Origin of the sequence: Kitasatospora sp. NPDC059803, from assembly GCF_042732255.1 — a bacterium.
Classification (GTDB): Bacteria; Actinomycetota; Actinomycetes; order Streptomycetales; family Streptomycetaceae; genus Kitasatospora.
Window position 1 is genome coordinate 34,244 of sequence record NZ_JBHWIJ010000006.1, and the last position, 18,214, is coordinate 52,457.

Annotated in this window: 19 protein-coding genes; 7 read left to right on the forward strand and 12 right to left on the reverse strand. The window is 69.8% G+C overall.

What is annotated here, in order from left to right; translation table 11 throughout:
- Positions 1-211: 211 nt before the first annotated feature.
- From ACFV6I_RS01980 to ACFV6I_RS01990, 3 genes are all read right to left on the reverse strand, one after another.
- Entirely contained in the window at positions 212-631 is a 420-nt protein-coding gene (locus ACFV6I_RS01980) for a hypothetical protein (protein WP_380423270.1), read from the reverse strand.
- Between the two features lie 446 nt (positions 632-1,077).
- Complete coding sequence (locus tag ACFV6I_RS01985; RefSeq protein WP_063347206.1) at positions 1,078-2,226, reverse strand: serine hydrolase; 1,149 nt, start codon at positions 2,224-2,226, stop codon at positions 1,078-1,080.
- A gap of 199 nt (positions 2,227-2,425) precedes the next feature.
- Positions 2,426-2,983: a DUF3291 domain-containing protein gene (locus tag ACFV6I_RS01990; protein WP_380423293.1), complete on the reverse strand. Its 558-nt coding sequence runs from the start codon at positions 2,981-2,983 to the stop codon at positions 2,426-2,428.
- A 330-nt stretch (positions 2,984-3,313) separates the two neighbouring features.
- Here ACFV6I_RS01990 and ACFV6I_RS01995 point away from each other — a divergent pair, with 330 nt between their 5' ends.
- Positions 3,314-3,838, forward strand: a complete 525-nt coding sequence (locus ACFV6I_RS01995; protein WP_380423271.1) for an ATP-binding protein — start codon at positions 3,314-3,316, stop codon at positions 3,836-3,838.
- Between the two features lie 152 nt (positions 3,839-3,990).
- On the opposite strand, the gene ACFV6I_RS02000 is transcribed toward ACFV6I_RS01995, so the two are convergent.
- Positions 3,991-4,320 (reverse strand): hypothetical protein, encoded by a 330-nt coding sequence (locus ACFV6I_RS02000; protein ID WP_380423272.1) that lies wholly within the window; start codon positions 4,318-4,320, stop codon positions 3,991-3,993.
- A 315-nt stretch (positions 4,321-4,635) separates the two neighbouring features.
- On the opposite strand from ACFV6I_RS02000, the gene ACFV6I_RS02005 reads away from it, so the two are divergent.
- Genes ACFV6I_RS02005 through ACFV6I_RS02015 form a run of 3 tightly spaced genes read left to right on the forward strand, consistent with a single transcriptional unit; the run spans position 4,636 to position 6,052 of the window.
- Positions 4,636-4,953, forward strand: a complete 318-nt coding sequence (locus tag ACFV6I_RS02005) for a hypothetical protein (RefSeq protein ID WP_380423273.1) — start codon at positions 4,636-4,638, stop codon at positions 4,951-4,953.
- Complete coding sequence (locus ACFV6I_RS02010; RefSeq protein WP_380423274.1) at positions 4,953-5,369, forward strand: hypothetical protein; 417 nt, start codon at positions 4,953-4,955, stop codon at positions 5,367-5,369. Before ACFV6I_RS02005 ends, ACFV6I_RS02010 begins: the two co-directional genes overlap by 1 nt.
- A complete protein-coding gene (locus tag ACFV6I_RS02015) occupies positions 5,366-6,052 on the forward strand; it encodes a hypothetical protein (protein WP_380423275.1) in 687 nt (228 codons plus the stop codon). The genes ACFV6I_RS02010 and ACFV6I_RS02015 overlap by 4 nt, the downstream gene beginning before the upstream one ends.
- Before the next feature lie 235 nt (positions 6,053-6,287).
- Here ACFV6I_RS02015 and ACFV6I_RS02020 read toward each other — a convergent pair whose 3' ends face one another.
- Together ACFV6I_RS02020 and ACFV6I_RS02025 are read right to left on the reverse strand one after the other, a co-directional pair.
- Entirely contained in the window at positions 6,288-7,193 is a 906-nt protein-coding gene (locus ACFV6I_RS02020) for a sterol desaturase family protein (RefSeq protein ID WP_380423276.1), read from the reverse strand.
- 149 nt (positions 7,194-7,342) lie between these two features.
- A complete protein-coding gene (locus ACFV6I_RS02025) occupies positions 7,343-8,065 on the reverse strand; it encodes a hypothetical protein (protein WP_380423277.1) in 723 nt (240 codons plus the stop codon).
- Between the two features lie 503 nt (positions 8,066-8,568).
- Here ACFV6I_RS02025 and ACFV6I_RS02030 point away from each other — a divergent pair.
- Complete coding sequence (locus ACFV6I_RS02030) at positions 8,569-9,621, forward strand: HEAT repeat domain-containing protein (RefSeq protein ID WP_380423278.1); 1,053 nt, start codon at positions 8,569-8,571, stop codon at positions 9,619-9,621.
- Position 9,622: 1 nt separating this feature from the next.
- On the opposite strand, the gene ACFV6I_RS02035 is transcribed toward ACFV6I_RS02030, so the two are convergent.
- Positions 9,623-9,871 carry a hypothetical protein gene (locus ACFV6I_RS02035; protein ID WP_380423279.1) on the reverse strand — a complete coding sequence of 83 codons (249 nt, stop codon included), beginning with the start codon at positions 9,869-9,871 and terminating at the stop codon, positions 9,623-9,625.
- A 123-nt stretch (positions 9,872-9,994) separates the two neighbouring features.
- Entirely contained in the window at positions 9,995-11,185 is a 1,191-nt protein-coding gene (locus ACFV6I_RS02040) for a sensor histidine kinase (RefSeq protein WP_380423280.1), read from the reverse strand.
- Positions 11,186-11,528: 343 nt separating this feature from the next.
- Between ACFV6I_RS02040 and ACFV6I_RS02045 the strand changes: the two genes are divergently transcribed.
- Positions 11,529-13,538: a ricin-type beta-trefoil lectin domain protein gene (locus tag ACFV6I_RS02045; RefSeq protein WP_380423281.1), complete on the forward strand. Its 2,010-nt coding sequence runs from the start codon at positions 11,529-11,531 to the stop codon at positions 13,536-13,538.
- Positions 13,539-13,645: 107 nt separating this feature from the next.
- On the opposite strand, the gene ACFV6I_RS02050 is transcribed toward ACFV6I_RS02045, so the two are convergent.
- Positions 13,646-14,239 carry a TetR/AcrR family transcriptional regulator gene (locus tag ACFV6I_RS02050; RefSeq protein WP_380372104.1) on the reverse strand — a complete coding sequence of 198 codons (594 nt, stop codon included), beginning with the start codon at positions 14,237-14,239 and terminating at the stop codon, positions 13,646-13,648.
- Between the two features lie 140 nt (positions 14,240-14,379).
- On the opposite strand from ACFV6I_RS02050, the gene ACFV6I_RS02055 reads away from it, so the two are divergent.
- Positions 14,380-15,336, forward strand: a complete 957-nt coding sequence (locus ACFV6I_RS02055) for an SDR family NAD(P)-dependent oxidoreductase (RefSeq protein WP_063351045.1) — start codon at positions 14,380-14,382, stop codon at positions 15,334-15,336.
- Positions 15,337-15,402: 66 nt separating this feature from the next.
- Here ACFV6I_RS02055 and ACFV6I_RS02060 read toward each other — a convergent pair whose 3' ends face one another.
- From ACFV6I_RS02060 to ACFV6I_RS02070, 3 genes are read right to left on the reverse strand one after another with little or no spacing between them, the layout of a single operon-like run.
- Positions 15,403-15,993 carry a hypothetical protein gene (locus ACFV6I_RS02060; RefSeq protein ID WP_380423282.1) on the reverse strand — a complete coding sequence of 197 codons (591 nt, stop codon included), beginning with the start codon at positions 15,991-15,993 and terminating at the stop codon, positions 15,403-15,405.
- A complete protein-coding gene (locus ACFV6I_RS02065; protein ID WP_380423283.1) occupies positions 15,990-17,390 on the reverse strand; it encodes a hypothetical protein in 1,401 nt (466 codons plus the stop codon). The genes ACFV6I_RS02060 and ACFV6I_RS02065 overlap by 4 nt, the downstream gene beginning before the upstream one ends.
- Positions 17,387-18,199, reverse strand: a complete 813-nt coding sequence (locus tag ACFV6I_RS02070) for an ABC transporter ATP-binding protein (RefSeq protein ID WP_208869062.1) — start codon at positions 18,197-18,199, stop codon at positions 17,387-17,389. Before ACFV6I_RS02070 ends, ACFV6I_RS02065 begins: the two co-directional genes overlap by 4 nt.
- Positions 18,200-18,214 lie beyond the last annotated feature (15 nt).

Consider the following 18,214-nt stretch of genomic DNA (forward strand, 5'->3'; position numbering starts at 1 on the left):
CGCTGGGTCCGCCCGCGGCCGGGGGGAGGCGTCTCATACCAACCCCCCCCCCCACACCCCCCCGCCCTCCCGGGCCCCCCCCCACATCCCCCCCGCCAAACCAACGGGACCCAGCCGGCCGACACCAACTGGAAGAAGTCCAGCTACCGCACCTCTACATGAATGAGTCCAAGGGATCCGGGTCGGCCGCAACGAGGCTCACTGCGCCTGCTCAGTCCCGGCGCCGCAGGTAGTAGGAGATCGTGACGACCGCGAGCAGCGGCCCCCACAGCAGCAGTGGGGCGTAACAGGCGTCCATCACGACGAGCGCCGGCCCGGTCGGGGCTCCCTGCGCCCCTCCGAAGCCGCCCGCCCGGGGGATCGTCAACAGCATCACAACGGCCGCGCCGAGCAACGCCGGAATCACCGCCGCCAGCGGCGCGACACGCTTCCCCCCGATCAGCGGGATCCAGCCCGGCACCACCTCGCCCCAGGGCTTGACCAGCCCGAGGGTGAGCAACGTGAGCCCTTCGGCACCCAGGCTCATCGCGATGCACATGACGCTGAACCAGCCGGGGATGTCCAATCCCGTGGTGTTGAACCCCACCGGCATGCCGACCCCCATCGCGATCCGCCAGATCCCGGACGGCACAGCGGTGAGTGCCGCAATGTGCGCGACTCGGACCACCCAACGGGCAGGAGACCGACTCTCGGAGGCGGCAGCGGCTGTCGGTGTCCCAAACGTGACCATGGCCCCATGCTGTCTCGCGGTCCGCCCCGCCGAATCATGCGCAAGGTCCAACTCGACTCCCCCGCGCGGAGGATGCAGAACCCCGGCTTCGACCGGACAGCCGCCGACACCCCTTGGACTCATTCATCTGGACACACCACAGCGCAGGAAGTCGGCCAGCCCGACTTCCTGCGCCAAACAACTAACGGGACCCCGGCTGGCCGACACCAACTGGAAGAAGTCCAGCTACCGCGCCCCTGGCCCATTCGAGGCCGGAAGATGACCAACAAACCGGGGCCGCCCGGCACCGAAGTGCGCCGGGCGGCCTCGGCGCCGGGACGTCCGCGGCCTCAGCGGCCTCAGCGGCCTCAGCGGCAGAGGGCGGCTTCCACCAGGCCCTCGACGTGCTTCATGGCCGCCGGGTCGGCCGGCCGGTTCGTCACGGCGATGTTCGCCGCAGCACTGCCGTCCTCCGTGACGCCGCCCCGGGTCTCGTAGCCCGGGAAACTGCCACCGTGGCCCCAGTAGAGCCCGCCGCCGCAGGGCAGGGGCTTGCTCACGAGGCCGAGCCCGTAAGCGGCGCCGGGGCCGAGGTAGTCGGCGGGGACGGTCTTCTTCATCTCGGCGAGCTGGGCGGGCCGGAGCAGGTCGCCGTGGAGGAGTTCGGAGAAGAACCGGTTGAGGTCGGAGTTGGTGGAGATCATCTGACCAGCTGCCCAGCCGAAGGACGGGTCCGTCTCCGTGACGTCGCCCAGCGGCGCGTCCGGGGTGTCCCGGTAGTAGCCCTTGGGGTGCGGCTCGCGGATGGTCACGTCGCCGGGGGCGGGGAAGTAGGTGTGGCGCAGGCCGATGCGCTTGACGATGCGGCGGTCGATCTCCGCCGCGAGCGGGCGGCCGGTGACCCGTTGGACGATCAGGCCGGCCACGATGTAGTTCGTGTTGCTGTACTTGGACCGGTCGCCCGGGGCGAAGTCGGCCTTGAACTTCAGTGCGGTGTCGAGGAGGTCGCGCGGCTCGTAGTAGCGGGGCGGGACATCGCCCTTGAGGTAGTCCGGGAGCCCGCTGGTGTGCTGGAGGAGCTGGCGGACGGTGATCTTTCGCCCGTCGATGCCGTCCCCGCGGAGGAGGCCCGGCAGGTAGGTCTCGACGGGGCCGTCGAGGTCGATCTTCCCCTCTCCGACCAGTTGCAGCACGACCGTCGCCGTGAACGTCTTGGTGTTGCTGCCCATCCGCACCTGGCCGTCGACCGGGACCTTCGCCTTGGTGGCCAGGTCGCCCACCCCCGCGGTGTAGTTGCGGGCGCGGCCGTGCCCCTTCTCGACGCTCGCCAGCGCGCCGGGAATGCCGTCGTCCCGCACCAGCGCGTCGAGGCCCTGCTGGACGATGTCCGGCTTCGGCGCCGCGAACGCCGCGGTCGGGGCCAGTACCCCCGTCGCCAGGGCACCGACGGCCATGGCGGCCACCAGGACCTTTCGGTGCCGGGACGGATGGACGGTCTGCCGCGCCTGCTTGCGCATGTGTCAACTCCGGTTGTTCGTCAAGGGAAACGGCGGATCGCGCCGTTACCCCCACCCTCTCCGGAACAAACCACCTGCGACGATGCTGCTACCCACCCGGTCTTGGGTGGGGTTATCCCCCTATGTCCGCAGGAGTACGGGTTCACGGCAGCACGGCCACCGCCTCCACTTCCACCAACTGGTCGTTGAGGCTTCCTCGTCAGCGGACCTGGTCGCTCTTCGGCCCGATGCCTTCGACCCTGGCCGGAGTTCCGTCCGGGGCGAACGCGTGGTGGAAGGTGAAGGCGTGCGGCGCGGAGCCGTGGTCGTGGAGGTGTTCCAGCCTCGAAACCCCGTCCGGCCAGACGGGTATCACGCCGTCGGAGACCCACCAGAACACGTAAGCCGGGCGTCCTGTCCTCTCGAACCAGTCGTAACGCCTGTTCAGCGCCTCACGGTGCAGACCGGTGTAGATGGCGTCGAGGGCGGAGCGCAGGTCGGTCCAGAGGGAGAGGGTCGCGGCCAGGGCGGTCGTTTCCGCCGTACGGCCCTTGCCGTACCAGGCCGGTACGGCGAACTCCCCCCATGCGCCCCAATCCAAGTCGAAGTGCGTGCCCCGGCCGCCGTCCGCCGCTTCGGCATGGGCGAGGTACCCGGGGTGCTCGCTGATCTTCCGGTAGACGGCCTCGCCGGTGTCGTGGAGTTCGCGCGTGAGAGGTGCGGGATCAGCGAGAGGTGACTTCAGGACGCCGAACGTGTACAGCGCAAGATGAGGAATGCGTCTCTCCCTGGTTGGGGGTGCATGGCGTGGGCCCGGCCGCGGGCGGCGCGGCCCGGAGGAACTCCCGTACGACCGTGGGCGATCGCCGAGGACCAGGTGGAAGATAGCCGCCTCCGCGACCCCTGTCGAAGTTGCGTTTTCCCCGCCAAAATGGCCTCTTGCGCCGGCCGTTGCAGGCGCGGGCGGCGTCGAGGTCCTCGGCGAAGAACGGGCCGGCCTCCTTCGCGTGCACCTGTACGGGCACGCCGCCGGGCCAGTCCGTGCCGAACTCGCCCGGGTTTCCGCTGTGCCCGTTCCTACGGCCCGCGCACCGCTAACGTCGAGCCCGTGATCGTATGGCTCAACGGCACCCACGGCGCGGGCAAGACGACGACCAGTGCACTCGTGCAGCAACTGATCCCCGACTCCCGGGTGTTCGACGCCGAGAAGGTCGGCGAGACACTCATGGACATCACGCCGGGTCTGCCCGGGACGGACAACTTCCAGCACTGGCCGCCGTGGCGGCCACTAGTGGTCGAGACCGCCCGCCACGTGCTCGACTACACCGGCGGGACTCTGGTGATGCCGATGACCGTCCTGGTCGAGCAGTACTGGCGCGAAATCAGCACGGGCCTCGCCCAATACGCCATTCCGGTACGGCACTTCGTCCTCCACGCCGACCAGGACACCCTCCGCGGCCGCATCGCGGGGGACACTGTGGTCGGCCCCAACTCCCGGTTCCGCCTCAACCACCTTGAGCCCTACGCCGAAGCGGCCCGTACCTGGTTGCATGCCGAGGCCGAGGTCGTCGACACCACGCACCTCACGCCCGCCCAGGCCGCCCTGCAGATCGCAGAGGCCGTCAGGAGTTGAGGTCCGCCCGCCACCCGCAAGGGGCCAGCTCAGCCCGCCCAACACCCCACTGCGCAGGAAGTCGGCCAGCCCGACTTCCTGCGCAGAACAACCACCGAAGAAGGCCGGTCAGGCCGACACTGAGCCGACCCGACCAGCCGTCAGGCACGCTGTCAGGAGCAGGATGCGACGTTGATCGCCTGGTTCTGGGAGGTGCCTCCCGAGCCGCCGGCAGCGCTGTTGAGGGTGTGCGTGGACTGCTGCTCGTAGGTCCAGTCACCGGCAACGCACTTGTGGGTCGTGGTGCCGTAGATGTCGAAGTAGTACCCCGTGCCGTCGGGGAGCTTGCCGTTGTAGACGGTCCCGTCGGAGGCGGTGAGGCGGTAGTTCAGGCTGGTGGCGGTGCACTGCTTGCTCTGCCAACCGGTCAGCGAGTCGTACTGCTTGCATTCGCTGGTGAGGCTGGGCGTGAGCTGGCCGAGGCTTTCTCCCAGGCAGAGCATGGCCCTGACCTCGAAGTGGGAGACGGGGTAGCGCCACGCCGAAGAGGCGCACGACCAGGTGGTCGAGGCCGCGACGGCAGGCGACGCGGGGAGCAGACCGATCGACGAGAACGCGAGGGCGACGGTGGGGACCAGAGCAATCTTGAGGGGCCTTCGCGCAGGATTATCCCTTTCCAGATGACTAATGGTAGTCAGGCCGGCGCTAAAAGTGGCAGTCGCCGGAGTGGCGACGCACCGACATCATCTTCCGTGCCGGACTCCACATCGCAGGCATCTTCATCTGGTCCGCCCGCTGAATCGATCGCGCGCCCCTCCTTGAGCACTGACCGCCCGTTGGCATCGACACTGATCGATCGGATCGTTGACTACCTGCTGCCCCTCGCCGTCCCGATCGGCGACCTCACCCGGTACCACCGCAATCCGCGGCGCGACGACGTCGCGGCGGTCGCCGAGTCGTTCAGGATTCACGGCCGGACCATGCCGACCATCGTTGCACAGGGGGTGCTCATAGGCCGTTCCGGAGGCGCAGCCCACGCTACGACTGTCCGCCAACTTCTCTCCTTTGCAGTCTGGTTACCTATATGCTCCAAGGCCTTGAACCCCGGGCCGGTCGCGCCGCTAGAGGAGAACTGATGGACGGAATCGACGTATCCCAGTGGGCAGTGTCTGCCGCGCAGGCGCTCATCGCGGCGATGACCACCGACCTGTGGGCCGGGGCCCGTGACCGCTTCGCCGGACTGCTGTCCCGGCGCCCCGACTCCGTCGACGAGGTCGCTGAGGAACTGGATGAAGCTCGGCAGCAACTCCTCGACGCAGGAGTCACGGAGGAGGCCACGGAGGAGACCTCCGCTGAATGGGGCAGCCGGTTCCGCCGGGCCCTGACCCGAGACCCCTCGCTGGTCGATGAGATCCGCAAAATCCTTGCGCAGCAGAACATGGAGGCGCCCGCCGCCAGCGGCGGCCTCACTCAGAATGTCAGCGCCACGGGAGGCGGTATCGTCTTCAACCAGGGGACCGGCACCCAGACGAACCAGGTGCACACCAAGTGAGCACCCCCGAAGACCGTTTCCCAGGAATCGAACAGAACGTCGGAGTCGAAAACTCCGGTGTCGCATTCGTTCAAGGTTCAGGCACTCAGCACAACAATGTGACCCAGAACTATTTCGGCCCGACCGGGCTGCCGCCTACTCCGGAAAACCTGTACCGGCAGGGGGAGCTGAAGCTGCAAGCCCAGGAGTACGACGAGGCCCAGCTTTTCCTCACTGCCGCAGCCGAGGCTGGATACAAGCCGGCGATGGATCTCCTCTCCACATACGAGCAGTTCGGAATGGGAAACGGCTACTGGACTCGTACGCTGGCAGACATGGGCGATCCGGACGCCCTGTACCGCCTTGCGCGGAAGGCCAGGGCCGCTCGTGATGGGTCACCCGAGTGTGCGAGGCACCGCGACGAAGCGATCGACCTGTTCAAGAAAGCGCTGGGAGCCGGCTGTGAAGACGCGCTGGTCGATCTCGGATACCTCCTTCACGAAGCAGGCCGCATCGAGGAATCAATCCCCCACCTCGAACAGGCCATCGATTATCTCAAGAGGGAGCGGAAGAGTGACGAGTACTACCTTGAGAGCAAACTGAAGAGTTCACGGAAGAAGCTGGCGCGACAGCGGGAAAAGGACGAGAAGCGGGCGCAGAACGGGGCCCGAAGTGGGTGGTGGCGCAGCTGCAAAAGCGATTGAAGCCGCGCGGCATAGCGGGCGGGGAAGTCGGCATCCTCGTCTGATCAACAGGTTGAAGGCCTGGCGAGGCATCGCCGCCCGCTGCGACAAGACCCCTGCGAGCCACCTCGCCGGCCTCCACCTTCGCGGCGTGATGATCTGGATCAAAGACCTCACCAGCGCCACCTATTGATCACAACCAAATACACGCCCTGGTACCGCTCACGCGCCCGCCCCGCCCCGCCCCGCCGCAAGGTCAGACGCTGCCCGCCTTTTCCTCGACCAGGACGGCGCCGGATGCCGGTTCGGGCTTGCGCAGCGGGAGCTTGGACCAGCGGAACGGAGCCAGCAGCAGGCCGAGGTAGGAGTCCGGCAGGCGGACCTGGTCGGCCAGGCCGATGTCCTCGGGCGGCATCCGGTCGCCGGGCAGGTAGAAGGTCCCGAACAGCAGATCCCACACGACGACCTTGCCGCCGAAGTTCTTGTTGGCTTCGCGCAGGTCCCTTGAGTGGTGCCAACGGTGCCCTTCCGGTCCGGGCACCAGGTAGTTCAGCGGGCCCAGGCGGACGTCCATGTTGGAGTGCATGGTGACGCCGTGGCAGTTGTAGAAGGTGAGAAGGATGATCAGGCCGGAGATGCTGTGCAGCGTCCACCCGGTCAGGGCCAGAGGGAAGACGATCGCCACGTCGTCGAGGAAGAAGTCAATGGGGTGGAACCGGGCGGAGTTGAGCCAGTAGAGCCGCTCCGAGCTGTGGTGCACCGCGTGGAAGCGCCAGAAGACCCGCGAACCGTGAATCCAGCGATGCATCCAGTAGTAGAAGAACTCTCCCACCAGGAGCGCCAGTGCGGCCTGGGCGACGGGAGGCCAACTCGTCGGCCACAACGTGCTGTCCAGCTCTTCGGACAGCAGGACGGATCCGGCGAACAGGACCGAGAGGAACAGCGGCTCGATCAGCCGGGCGACCACCAGCAGGGCCACCAGACTGGAGGTGGCGTCCGACACGACGTCCTTGCGCGAGCGGTTCCAGCCCTCGTAGAACGGCTGGACCCGCTCCAGGACGGCCACGTACACCGAGGCGAAGAGGGTGACCATCGGCACGATGGCCCACTGCGGGAACGAGGTGTCGACCAGGGTGATGGACGCCCCGAGTGTCAGCACCATGAGGATCGGATAGCTGAGATAGCGGATGGTGAAACGCAGGGTTCTGCGCGCGGCGCCAAGTTCTCTTGCGGTTGCTAAGTTCATTCCTGATCTCCCCCTGGACTTCTTCGGACTTCTTCTGCACCCCTCCGCGCGGGACGGGCAGGTATTTATTGGCTTCCGGCCATCTGCTGCCATATCCGAACCGGCCCAAGCGGCGCGAATCCGTTTTCCTCGGCGGCCGCCAGCTCCGCGTCCCGCTCATATCCGACCAGGTCGACTCCCGGCGCCTCTTCGTGAGCACAGGAGATGAGACCGGCCCATGTCCGGGCGGATTCCCCCGGGGGGCCGAAGACGTTCGTCACCCCCGCCACACCATGGCTCAGGTGAAGCACGGCCCCCGCCACCAGGCCGTCGCCCGAGAACCCCCCGAGGAAGATCACGTCGTCATCGAGCAGAAGGGTTTCTGGGAACGTGTTCACCGATGTGTCGCCGCCCGCCCATGCCCGCTCCCACGTGCGCAACTCATCGGCACCGGTGATACGCCGCCACCGCTGGTCGGCGCCGCCCCGTGACGCCACCGGCACCGAGGCCGCGACCGCAGCCGGCCGATGGATCCACTCCGCCTCGATGAGAATTCGATAGTTCCCCGGGAGGAGGTCGGCGTTGGCGAAACTGTCCTTGACGAAAAGCGGTCCCAGCGGCGCCTCCCGCAGTACGTCGAGAACCTCCGAGCCGGACATCGACGGGCTCAGAATCACCAGATTCGGGTAGTACGTGAGGCTCTTCTTCAGATTCACCCACGCGACGTCGGAGAGCTCTCCGGAGAACCCGTGCGCCCGACACATCGCCTCGCACCAGGACGAGTTGTTCCGGGCCGCGGCGAGCAGCATCGGCGCCACCGGGGAGTCGGCAGCCGCAGCCCGGTCATTGCCGAACCCTCTCACCGCGAAGGCCCCAACCGGGAGAACCGATCGACACCAGCGGACCCACAGCCTCGCAACATCCACCAACTCCCTTTCATCAAGGCCGAATCCGCACCCGGCCGGCTTCCGCACCGCCGACCCTTCGAAAGGGATGGGTCCTGTCCGGGAAATCCCCGGACTGCACTCCGGCCGCCCGAGCAAACGCCCCGACCGGCACACCCGAACACGACGGGCTACTGGACCGCCGCTGACGCCTCGGGCCGAACGTCTTCAACGACCTTCTCGCGCATCAGCGTTGCGCAGTGCTCCGCTATGATCACCCCTGCTCATGACCACGTCAAGATCCTTTCCGGGGTCACTCCTACGGCACCCGCACACGCCCGCCGGCGTCGACGCGTCCGTGGACCGGAAGCGCGGTCGGGCCGACAATTACCGCGCACACTCGCGGTTTCGTGCACCACAATGCCCGCATGGAAACGGACACCGTGGCGGAGCTGGTCACGCGGGCACTGTCGGCAATGCGCGCCATCATCGCCTCGGACGACCCGGACGACCACGACGGCTGGGACGAGTACGCACCGCTGCTGTGGCGCGCGTCCGCCGACGAGGCGGCGCTGCCGCTCGGCCTGGAGCTCATCGGCTCCGCCGATCCGATCGAGCGCGCGACAGGCTGCGACCTGCTGCGCGACACCAACTACCACCACGAGGCAGTCCGCACCGAAACGGCCACCGCACTCGTCGCCCTCGCCCAGCGGGAAACCGACGAGCACGTGCTGCGCGCCCTGGCACGCGCGATCGAGAAGACGCACGACCCGCGCGCCGTCCCCGTCCTCGTCATCCTCGCCGGGCACCCCGACGCCGAGGTCCGTGAGGGAGTGGCCCGCTCGTTCGCGGAGGTCCTCACCGGCCTGCCGGACGGGCCGGACATCCGCACCCTCATCGGGCTGACCCAGGACCAGAACCCGCACGTCCGCGACTGGGCGACGTTCACCCTCGGCGTCCAGTCCAGGGCGGACAGCCCCGCGATCCGGGCCGCGCTCTGGGAGCGGACGGCCGACGAGCACGACGAGACCTGCATGGAAGCGATCCACGGACTGGCCAGTCGGCACGACCCCCGCGTCGTCCCGCTCCTGGCCGAACTGATCGGCAACCCCGAGGGCGCACACGTCCTCACGTTCAGCGCGGAGCCGATCACGGGCGACCCCGAACTCCTGCCGCCCCTCCCGGAGTACGAGCCCGGCGACGACTGGACCACCGACGCCGTGAACGCCTGCAACCCGGTGCGGCGGGCCCGCCTGGACGCCTTCGCCTGGGAACTGGTCTGCACGCTCCACCGGCTCCGCCCCGACCTGGACGCCGCCGTCTCGATGGAACGCTGCGGCTGGGGCCGCTCCCTCGACATCCACGCCGCCCCGGAGTCAACGGGCTACGACATCGAGGCGCTGCTCACCCGCGCGGACGGCGACCCCATACGCGCTGCCGAACTGGTCTCAACCGACCTGCCGAGAACCCAGCCCGCCTGATCTAGCAGTTGGTGCCCCTGCCGCGCAGGAGGTCCGCGATGCGCGCGTCGACCTGCTCGCGGTCGTAGCCGCGCCGCACGATCTCGAACGCCGGCGGGGGCGGCGGTGAACCGGCTTCGGACAGGGCGCTGAGGTAGCGGTCGACTTGCTGGCGCTCGTAGCCACGCCGTACCAGGTCAAAGCCACGGAACTCTGGCGTTGTTGACACTTCGCGTGTCCTCCCACCTTCTGTGTCCACGTTGATCGCCATGGCACTGGCGATGGAAACGCCGGTGCGGCCACCGGTGCCCACCCACCGACAGGCGGCGCCCGAAGATATCAGCGCCGTACGCGGGCAGTCTCCGGACCGTCGGAACCCGTCAACCCCGCCCCGTCAGCCCCGCCCCCTCCGGTCGAGTCGCAGCGGCAGCACCCCGCGGACGCGCCAGCCACGGGCGTGCGGGCCGGCGGACAGGTCCCCGCCGAGGGCGCCGATCCGCTCGGACAAGCCGGCCAGGCCGGTGCCCCCACCGCCGGGGCGGCGGGCCGGCAGACCGCCTGGGCCACCGAGGCCGCCCTGCCGCCCGCTGTCGGTGACGGTGACCCGCAGGGCGGGGCCCGGGACGCGAACCACCTCCACCTCCAGCCGGCCCGCGCTCGGGGCGTGCCGACGGACGTTGGTCAGCGCCTCCAGGACGACGCGGTAGGCCGCGTCCTGGATCGCGCGCGGGGCGGTCCCCGCCAAGCCCGGCTCCAGTTCGAGGGAGCCGCCGGCCGTGCCGGACGCCAGGAAGCGGTCGACCATCTCCGGGAGGTCGGCGAGGCCGTGGACCTTGGTCGGCGGCGGTTCGGCGAGCGCGGGCGCCTCCGGGTCGCGCAGGGTCTGCAGGGTGTGGTCCATCGAGTCCAGCGCCCGCAGACCGGCCGCCTCCAGGCGGGACAGGAGCTCGCTGTTCTCCTCTTCGTCATAGGCGCTGACCTGGGCGGCCTGGACCTCCAGCAGGATCCCGGTCAACTCGTGGGCGACGAAGTCGTGGAGATCCCTGCCCACGTCGAGCCACTGCTCCCGGCGGGCCCGCTGGACGGCGCGGGCCCGCTGGTTGTCCTGGCCCCGCAGGTAGAGCCCGACGCCGACGGCGCAGGCCACCGGGAACATCGCCATGGCGTCGGCGACCACCGACGGTACGAGGACCGCCTGCGGCAGCAGGAGGATGAAGCGCAGCGGGAGCACCATCAGCGCGAGCGCCAACGCCGAGCCGACCAGGGCGGCTTGGCGGACCGGCGCCCGCCGGATCACCCTCCCGGCCAGCACCAGCATGGCCGCGAACTCGACCGGCAGCCACAACATCACCAACCCCCGCGGTCCGGGGTGGACGGCGTCCGTGACGAGCGAGAGCCCCGCGACCAGGCCGGCCGCCAGGACGGGGGCGACCGGGCCCAGCGGCCGACGCAGGATCGCGGTCGCCATCGCCGCGACGGCGACGACGGCCCCGATCCACGCACCCGGTGGGGCGATCGCCGCCGGAGCCGCGACCACTGCCGCCGCCGCCGCACACACCGCGCGGCGGCGACGCGTGTCAGGCATCAGTTCGGTCTGCACGGGCCGAGCCTACGCACGGCGAAGGAGCGGTGCGCCCCAGCACATGACGGATCGTCAGGCATCTGCCGTTCGGCAGACCGGCACTGGTCGACCGACTCCCCGAAGAACCGTACGGGGCCGCCGGCTTGACCTGCCCAGAGCCGTCCCTTGACCTTTGGAAGGCCGGCTACCGGCATTGAATTCGGTCCGCGGAGTGCACTCATCCGGGACGGCACATAAAAAGGCGTCAAGACCTCCCGGCTCGCCATATGGATTCCGTATGGAGTCGCGAGACGGAGGATTCCGGAACCTACGATCCATCTTTGCCGACCAGAAAGATAAATCCGATATGAAACCCCTCTCCCGCCTCAAACGCGCCCTGGCCTGCGGGATCGCCGCAGTCGCCATGGTCTCCGGCCTGACCGCACAGGCCCAGGCCGCGCCGGAGCCGCCCCTCCACGCGGACAAGACCTGTGGAACCCCGGCCTCGGTGGGCGGCGGCAACTGCATGACCGCGCTGATCAGCTCCGCCTTCGACATGGTCAGGGGCATGCGCAACGCCGCCAACCTCAACAAGCTGGACAACGCGGAGTTCACCCAGAGCACCGCGTCGAAGTTGAGCGCGAAGTTTCCCGGGTTCAACGTCATGGTGTTCAAGACCGTGGGCACCGACATGTACGACACCGAGTGGTTCAAGAACGAGTACAAGTCCGACATGAAGGGGGTGTTGATCGACACCACCTACAAGCTCAACCATTTCTTGGACAAGGAGAAGAAGGATCCCTCCGGCTACGACATATTCCGGATCTGGGTCTTCCAGGGGGACTCGACCATCCGTAACCGCGGCGACGGCGGCTACATGAACTGGGCGTTCATCGGCAATGACGGCGACACCGTCAAAAAGGAGCCGTGGACCTGCCGGGCGGGCACCGCGCGGCCGTACAAGTGCGACGGCGACGTGCGCACCATCCACTTCCCCGCGCGGTCCGGCTACGGCACCAGGACCGGCAGCCTGACCCCCGACTCCAGCCCCGGCTACCACGCCTGCCTGGACGTCAACGGCAACGGCAACGCGAACGGCACCCCCGTGCAGATGTGGGAGTGCAACGGCAGCGACGCCCAGAAGTGGACCTACAACGGGTACAAGCTCCAGGCCGCCAACGGCAAGTGCCTCGACCTGGAGGCCAACAAGGCCGCGAACGGGACCAAGCTCCAGGTCTGGGACTGCCTGGAGATCCCCGGTCAGCGCTGGAACATGTCGGCCAGCGGCGGTTTCCGGCACATGACGGACATGGACAACCGGTCCAAGGACGTCTGCATCGACGACTTCAACGGCCAGACCTCCAACGGCAGCACGGTGGCGGCCTGGGCCTGCGGCTCCGAGGACCGGCGTGACGCGCCCAACCAGAACTGGGCCTGGGGCGGCACCCCGCCGACCACCAACCCGCCCACGCCCGGCGGAGGCGGCGGCAACAACGGCGCCGACGTGTACCTGAAGCTCGACAACGGCCTGGGCGCCGTCCCGGTCAGCGGCTCCGCCGGCGCGTCGGTCGTCCCCGGGCTCCGGGGCGGCAACGAGTCCAAGTGGAAGCTCACCTCGGTCGGCGGCGGTCGCTACCGGATCACCAGCTCGTACGGGCTGGAACTCACCGAGAACAGCAACTACATGGCCGAACTCCAGCCGTGGAGCAACTCCTCCCAGCAGAAGTGGGAGCTCGTCGGAGTCGGCAACGGCAAGTACCAGATCCGCATCTCCGACGACGACTGCCTCGCCCACGACGCCGACTTCAAGCAGCTCGGCGTGTGGACGTGCAAGTCGGGCTGGCAGCAGGCGTGGGTGCTGGAGTCCACCTCCGGTGGCGTGATCACCCCGACCGACCCGACCACCCCGACGAAGCCGGACCCGAAGCCCAAGCCGGACCCCAAGCCGAAGCCGGACCCGAAGCCGGACACCAAGCCGACCGTCCCGACCGAGCGGCCGCTGTTCCTGAAGCTCTCCAACGGCCTGGGCGCGTCGGCCCCCACCGAGACCTCGACCTGGGGTGCGCCGATCGTGGGCGGGATCCTGGGGTACAAGGGGTCCACCTGGACGATCAAGCCGCTGGGCGGGGACCGCTACCGGATCGTCAACGACCTCGGGTACAACCTCACCGAGAACCCTGACACCTACGTCGCCGAGCAGCAGGCGTGGGGCGGCACCTCCAACCAGAAGTGGCAGTTCGTCGGCCTCGGCAACGGCAAGTACCGGGTCCAGATCGACGACGACAACTGCCTCACCCACGACTCCGACTTCAAGCAGCTCGGGGTGTGGAGCTGCGAGGGCGGCTGGAAGCAGGAGTGGACCTTCCAGCTCCTCTGACCCCGGCCGGGCCGGCCGCACAAGGCCGCGCCAGGCCGCAGTCACGACGAAGGACGAAGGACGAAGGGCGCCAGCCGCGTACGGTTGGCGCCCTTCGGTCGTTCTTCTCAGCCGACGTCCCGCCCGGAGGCGGAGTGGTAGCGCAGGCCATCCATCAGGAGGTCGAGGAGGCGTTCCATCCGGGCGTGGTGCTCGGGGGTCGTCGCGGCCATGGACAGGCCGCTGAGGCTGAACAGCACGTCCTCCGGTTCGACGTCGGCGCGCAGCACGCCCGACTCGGCCCCGGCCCGCAGGAGTTGCGTGATCGCGGCGGTCAGCATCGCCCGGCTGTGCGAGAAGGGGTTCCCGCCGGAGGCTATGAGCGCGCGCAGCGCGTCGGACATCCCGCGCTTGGTGGTCATGTAGCGGACGAAGCCGTCCATCCAGGCGCGCAATGCGGCGTCGGGTTCCGTGCCGTCCAGCAGCTCCGCGGCGGAGTCGCACAGCTTGGCGAGTTCGCTGCGGTAGACCGCCTCGACGAGTTCCTCGCGGGTGGCGAAGTGCCGGTAGAGGGTGCCGATGCCCACGCCGGCCTCCTTGGCGATCGCCCCGAGCGTCGCGTCCGGCCCGTCCTGGGCGAAGGCCCGTGCGGCTACTTCGATCAGTCGGTCGCGGTTGCGGCGCGCGTCGGCGCGCAGCGGCCGGGGGTCGGCGGTGGTCACGGCTGGTCCTCCTCGGGTTGCAAGCGGAGGATCCTCCGCTTAACCTGGAGACATGCGGAGGGCCCTCCGGTTTCCACTCTACCGGCCGCACCCTCCCGCGCACCCCCAGCTCCGGTCACCCAACCAGACGGGAAATGATCATGAACGCCAGCGCCCCGCGCCTCACCTCCCCCTTCGGCGCCGAGTCCACCGCCGCCGAGGTCATCTCCGGCGTCGACCTGACCGGCCGCCGCGCCGTCGTCACCGGCGGCGCCTCCGGCATCGGCGTCGAGACCGCACGCGCCCTCGCCTCGGCGGGCGCGCAGGTCACCCTCGCGGTCCGCAACCTCGACGCCGGCGCCCGCACCGCCGAGGACATCACCGCGACCACCGGCAACAAGGACCTCCGGGTCGCCCCGCTGGACCTGGCCGACCAGGCCTCCGTCGCCGCGTTCGTCGCCGCCTGGGACGGGCCCCTGCACATCCTGGTCAACAACGCCGGCGTGATGGCCTCGCCCGAGGTCCGCACGCCGGAGGGCTGGGAGCTCCAGTTCGCCACCAACCACCTCGGGCACTTCGCGCTGGCCACCGGCCTGCACGCGGCCCTGGTCCGGGACGGCGGCGCCCGCGTCGTGGCCGTCAGCTCCAGCGCCCACCACCGCTCCCCCGTCGTCTTCGAGGACATCCACTTCCGCGAGCGCGCCTACGAGCCCTGGTCCGCCTACGGCCAGTCCAAGACCGCCAACGTCCTGTTCGCGGTCGAGGCCGCCAAGCGCTGGGCGGCGGACGGCATCACCGTCAACGCCCTGATGCCCGGCGGCATCCGCACCGCCCTCCAGCGCCACGTCTCCGAGGAGGAGCTCGACCGGCTGCGCGCCCAGGCCGCCAACGGCGCGGAACTGCTGTGGAAGACCACCGAGCAGGGCGCGGCGACGTCCGTCCTGCTCGCGGCCTCGCCGCTGCTGGCGGGCGTCAGCGGCCGCTACTTCGAGGACTGCAACGAAGCCGTCCGCGGCGAACTCAGTGCCCGCACCGGCGTCGCCGAGTACGCCCTCGACCCCGAGGCGGCCGCCCTGCTCTGGCAGGTCTCGCGCGACACCCTGGGCAGCCGCGACTGACAGCCCCCAGCAGAACGCCCCGCTCCCCCAACTCGCAGAGGGGGAGCGGAGCGCGGGGCGGGCCAGTTACCTGCGCGGCCCCACCAGGGCGTAGACCCCGGCGCCGGTCACCAGCAGGCCCACCGCCGTCCAGGTGGACGCCTCCGTGCCAGGGGGGTAGGACATCCAACCGAACGCCTTCCCCACGGTGTTGGGCGGCAGCGGCGGGGAGAGGACGGCGAACGCGAGCCAGGCGGTCGGCAGGGTCCAGGCGAGGTGCGCCCCGCACACCACCGCCCCGAACGCGGCCAGGCCGGCCAGGCCCGCGGTGTCCCGGACGACGACCTCGGTGGGGGCGAACCTCGGCCCCACCGCCTGGACCGCCAGCAGCGCCGCACCCGCGACCACGCCGATCAGCAGCGCGTGCGCCGCCCGGCGGGGCGCCCACCGGATCGCGGCCGTCCTGTCCAGTGCGGTGTCCTGCCCGCCGAGCCCGACGGAGCCGGCCGCCACGCCTGCGGCGAGCACGAAGTACACGATCGGGTTGATCGCGTCCGCGTCCATCGCCCCCGTGCCGCCGCCCCGGTTGAAGGCCCACACCACCAGCGCGGTGAGCGCGACCGCGGCGGCCGACGTGGACACCTGCCGTGAACGCGCGTACAGCATCAGCCACCTCATCGCGACGCTCCCCCGGCCAGCTTCGGAACCTGCTTGTACCCCTCGCAGGAGAGCGCGGCGGCGTGCAGCTCGACGATCCGCGAGCGCTGCTCGGCCGGCGGCAGCGCCATCAGCTTCTGCCACGCGAGGTCGGCCTCCGCCCAGGTTTCGAGCGCGTACCGGCTGGTGCCCTTCTCCTGCAGCGGTTGGAGCTGGGAGTCGTGGAGGGCCCAGCTCACGGCGATGCTCTGGGCGGGGATGTCGTGGCTCCCCCCGCCCTCCTTGTCGTTGTCCGGGTAGCAGCTCGGCGCCAGGCCCCTGGCGATCAGCGCGCGGGTCAGCTTGTCACCCTTCGCGTCGGCGAGCATCCGGTCGTTGAAGTCGACCAGCAGCACGTCTGCGGAGAGTTCGCGTGGCGCGGCGAGCTCGTGCAGCGCGGTGTCCTCCCGCACCGAGGTCGGCGCCTTGTCGCCCAAGGCGTCGTGCAGCACGGGCATCGCGTCCTTGCTGCGCTGCGCGAGCTCGGCCAGGTGTGAACGGCTCGCCTGCGTCACGCACACCGGCCCGTCGCACACCAGCGCCGCGGCGGCCTTGTCGACGACGTAGGTGTCGCGCGCGGCGGCCGGGAGCACCAGCAGGGCCAGGCCCAGGCCGGCCAGGACGGGAGTCACCGCGAGCAGCCGGGCCCGGCGGGTCACGGCCGCCAGCAGCGCGAAGCCGGTGGCGAGCAGGCCGAGCAGCCAGAGCGTCTGGCCGAGGTGGACGGAGCCGGACAGGGTCAGCAGCATCTGCCGCGGCTCCACGGTCGCCGGGGACAGCTGGGCGAACCGGTTCGACACCCTGCCCGTCGGCACCGCCGCTTCGTTGTTCATGCGCAGGAACAGGCCCGTCCCCACGAAGACGATCACCACCAGGGCCGGCGGCGTGAGGGTGGAGGGCAGCGCCCGCGCGACGCCCATGCCGAACACGGCGCCCGCGACCAGGGACAGTGCCGCCACCAGCGAGATCGGCAGCCAGCCGAGGGATGCGTAGCTGGTCGGACCGGCCGCCACCTGGACTCCGCCCACCAGAACCAGCAGACCGAAGCCCACCGCCAGCGCGAGCCCGATCGCACCGGCCGGCAGCGCCGCACGGCGCCAGGCCGGCAGCGGCGTGGTCGTCAGCAGCTCGGTCATCCGCGAGCGGGATTCGCGCAGCCCGTACACCGCCCCGATGCCGATCACGAACGGCCACCAGAAGGCCAGCAGGGACCGGGTCCACATGGCCATGGTGGTCCACTGGGCCGTCCACCCCGCGGTGCCGTGCCACCAGAGCGCGTCGAACGGGAAGAAGACCGCCAGGCTGCCGGCCAGCACGACGATGCCGGCCCACGGGGCGGCGGAGCGCCTCAGCTCCGTCCGCAGCACACGTCCGTTCACCAGGCGCTCCCCTGCTGGCCGGAGTTGCTGAGCAGCGCCGAGTAGCCGCGCTCCAGGGGGCTGTCGCCCGGGTGGTCGGTGCTGCCCGCCGCACCCAGTTCGTCCGGCGTGCCCTGGAAGACGAGGCGGCCGTCGGCGAACAGCACCACGTCGGAGCAGGCGGCCGCGACGTCCTCGACCAGGTGGGTGGAGACGACCACGCAGGTGTCGCGGCCCAGGTCCTGCAGCAGTTCGCGGAAGCGCAGCCGCTGCGCCGGGTCCAGGCCGGCCGTCGGCTCGTCCAGCAGCAGCACCGCGGGGGAGTTGACGATGGCCTGGGCGATGCCGGCCCGCCGCACCATGCCGCCGGACAGGGTCTTCATCCGGTGGTCGGCGCGGTCCGCCAGGCCCACCCGTTCCACGGCCCGCTGGACGGCCCCGGGGATGTCCGCCTTCGGCACCTCCTTCAGCCAGGCCATGTACTCGACGAACTCGCGCACCGTGAAGCGCTTGTAGTAGCCGAAGTCCTGCGGCAGGTAGCCGATCTGGCGGCGCAGGGCCCGATGGTCGACCACCCGGCCCCCCAGGGAGGTGCCGAGCATCTCCAGTTCGCCCTCGGTGGGGCGCAGCACGGTGGCCAGCGTCCGGATCAGGGTGGTCTTGCCCGCTCCGTTGGGCCCGAGGAGCCCGTGGGCGCCGATGCCCAGGGAGAGGTCGAGCCCGTCGACGGCCATCTTGCTCCGTCCGACGCGTACCCTCAGGCCGCTGGCCCGGATCTCCCAGGCGTAGGTCTTCGGCGCGGTGTCGGCCGCGCTCGCCGTATACGTCATGCGATGGTCCCTTTC

What these genes read in the sequence shown, in the direction of transcription:
- ACFV6I_RS01985 (WP_063347206.1), bottom strand. Translation starts at nt 2,226, where the DNA reads ATGCGCAAGCAGGCGCGGCAGACCGTCCATCCGTCCCGGCACCGAAAG.
- ACFV6I_RS02000 (WP_380423272.1), bottom strand. Translation starts at nt 4,320, where the DNA reads ATGCTCTGCCTGGGAGAAAGCCTCGGCCAGCTCACGCCCAGCCTCACC.
- ACFV6I_RS02010 (WP_380423274.1), top strand. Translation starts at nt 4,953, where the DNA reads ATGGACGGAATCGACGTATCCCAGTGGGCAGTGTCTGCCGCGCAGGCG.
- ACFV6I_RS02020 (WP_380423276.1), bottom strand. Translation starts at nt 7,193, where the DNA reads ATGGTGCTGACACTCGGGGCGTCCATCACCCTGGTCGACACCTCGTTC.
- ACFV6I_RS02025 (WP_380423277.1), bottom strand. Translation starts at nt 8,065, where the DNA reads ATGCTGCTCGCCGCGGCCCGGAACAACTCGTCCTGGTGCGAGGCGATG.
- ACFV6I_RS02030 (WP_380423278.1), top strand. Translation starts at nt 8,569, where the DNA reads ATGGAAACGGACACCGTGGCGGAGCTGGTCACGCGGGCACTGTCGGCA.
- ACFV6I_RS02035 (WP_380423279.1), bottom strand. Translation starts at nt 9,871, where the DNA reads ATGGCGATCAACGTGGACACAGAAGGTGGGAGGACACGCGAAGTGTCA.
- ACFV6I_RS02040 (WP_380423280.1), bottom strand. Translation starts at nt 11,185, where the DNA reads ATGCCTGACACGCGTCGCCGCCGCGCGGTGTGTGCGGCGGCGGCGGCA.
- ACFV6I_RS02045 (WP_380423281.1), top strand. Translation starts at nt 11,529, where the DNA reads ATGAAACCCCTCTCCCGCCTCAAACGCGCCCTGGCCTGCGGGATCGCC.
- ACFV6I_RS02055 (WP_063351045.1), top strand. Translation starts at nt 14,380, where the DNA reads ATGAACGCCAGCGCCCCGCGCCTCACCTCCCCCTTCGGCGCCGAGTCC.
- ACFV6I_RS02060 (WP_380423282.1), bottom strand. Translation starts at nt 15,993, where the DNA reads ATGAGGTGGCTGATGCTGTACGCGCGTTCACGGCAGGTGTCCACGTCG.
- ACFV6I_RS02070 (WP_208869062.1), bottom strand. Translation starts at nt 18,199, where the DNA reads ATGACGTATACGGCGAGCGCGGCCGACACCGCGCCGAAGACCTACGCC.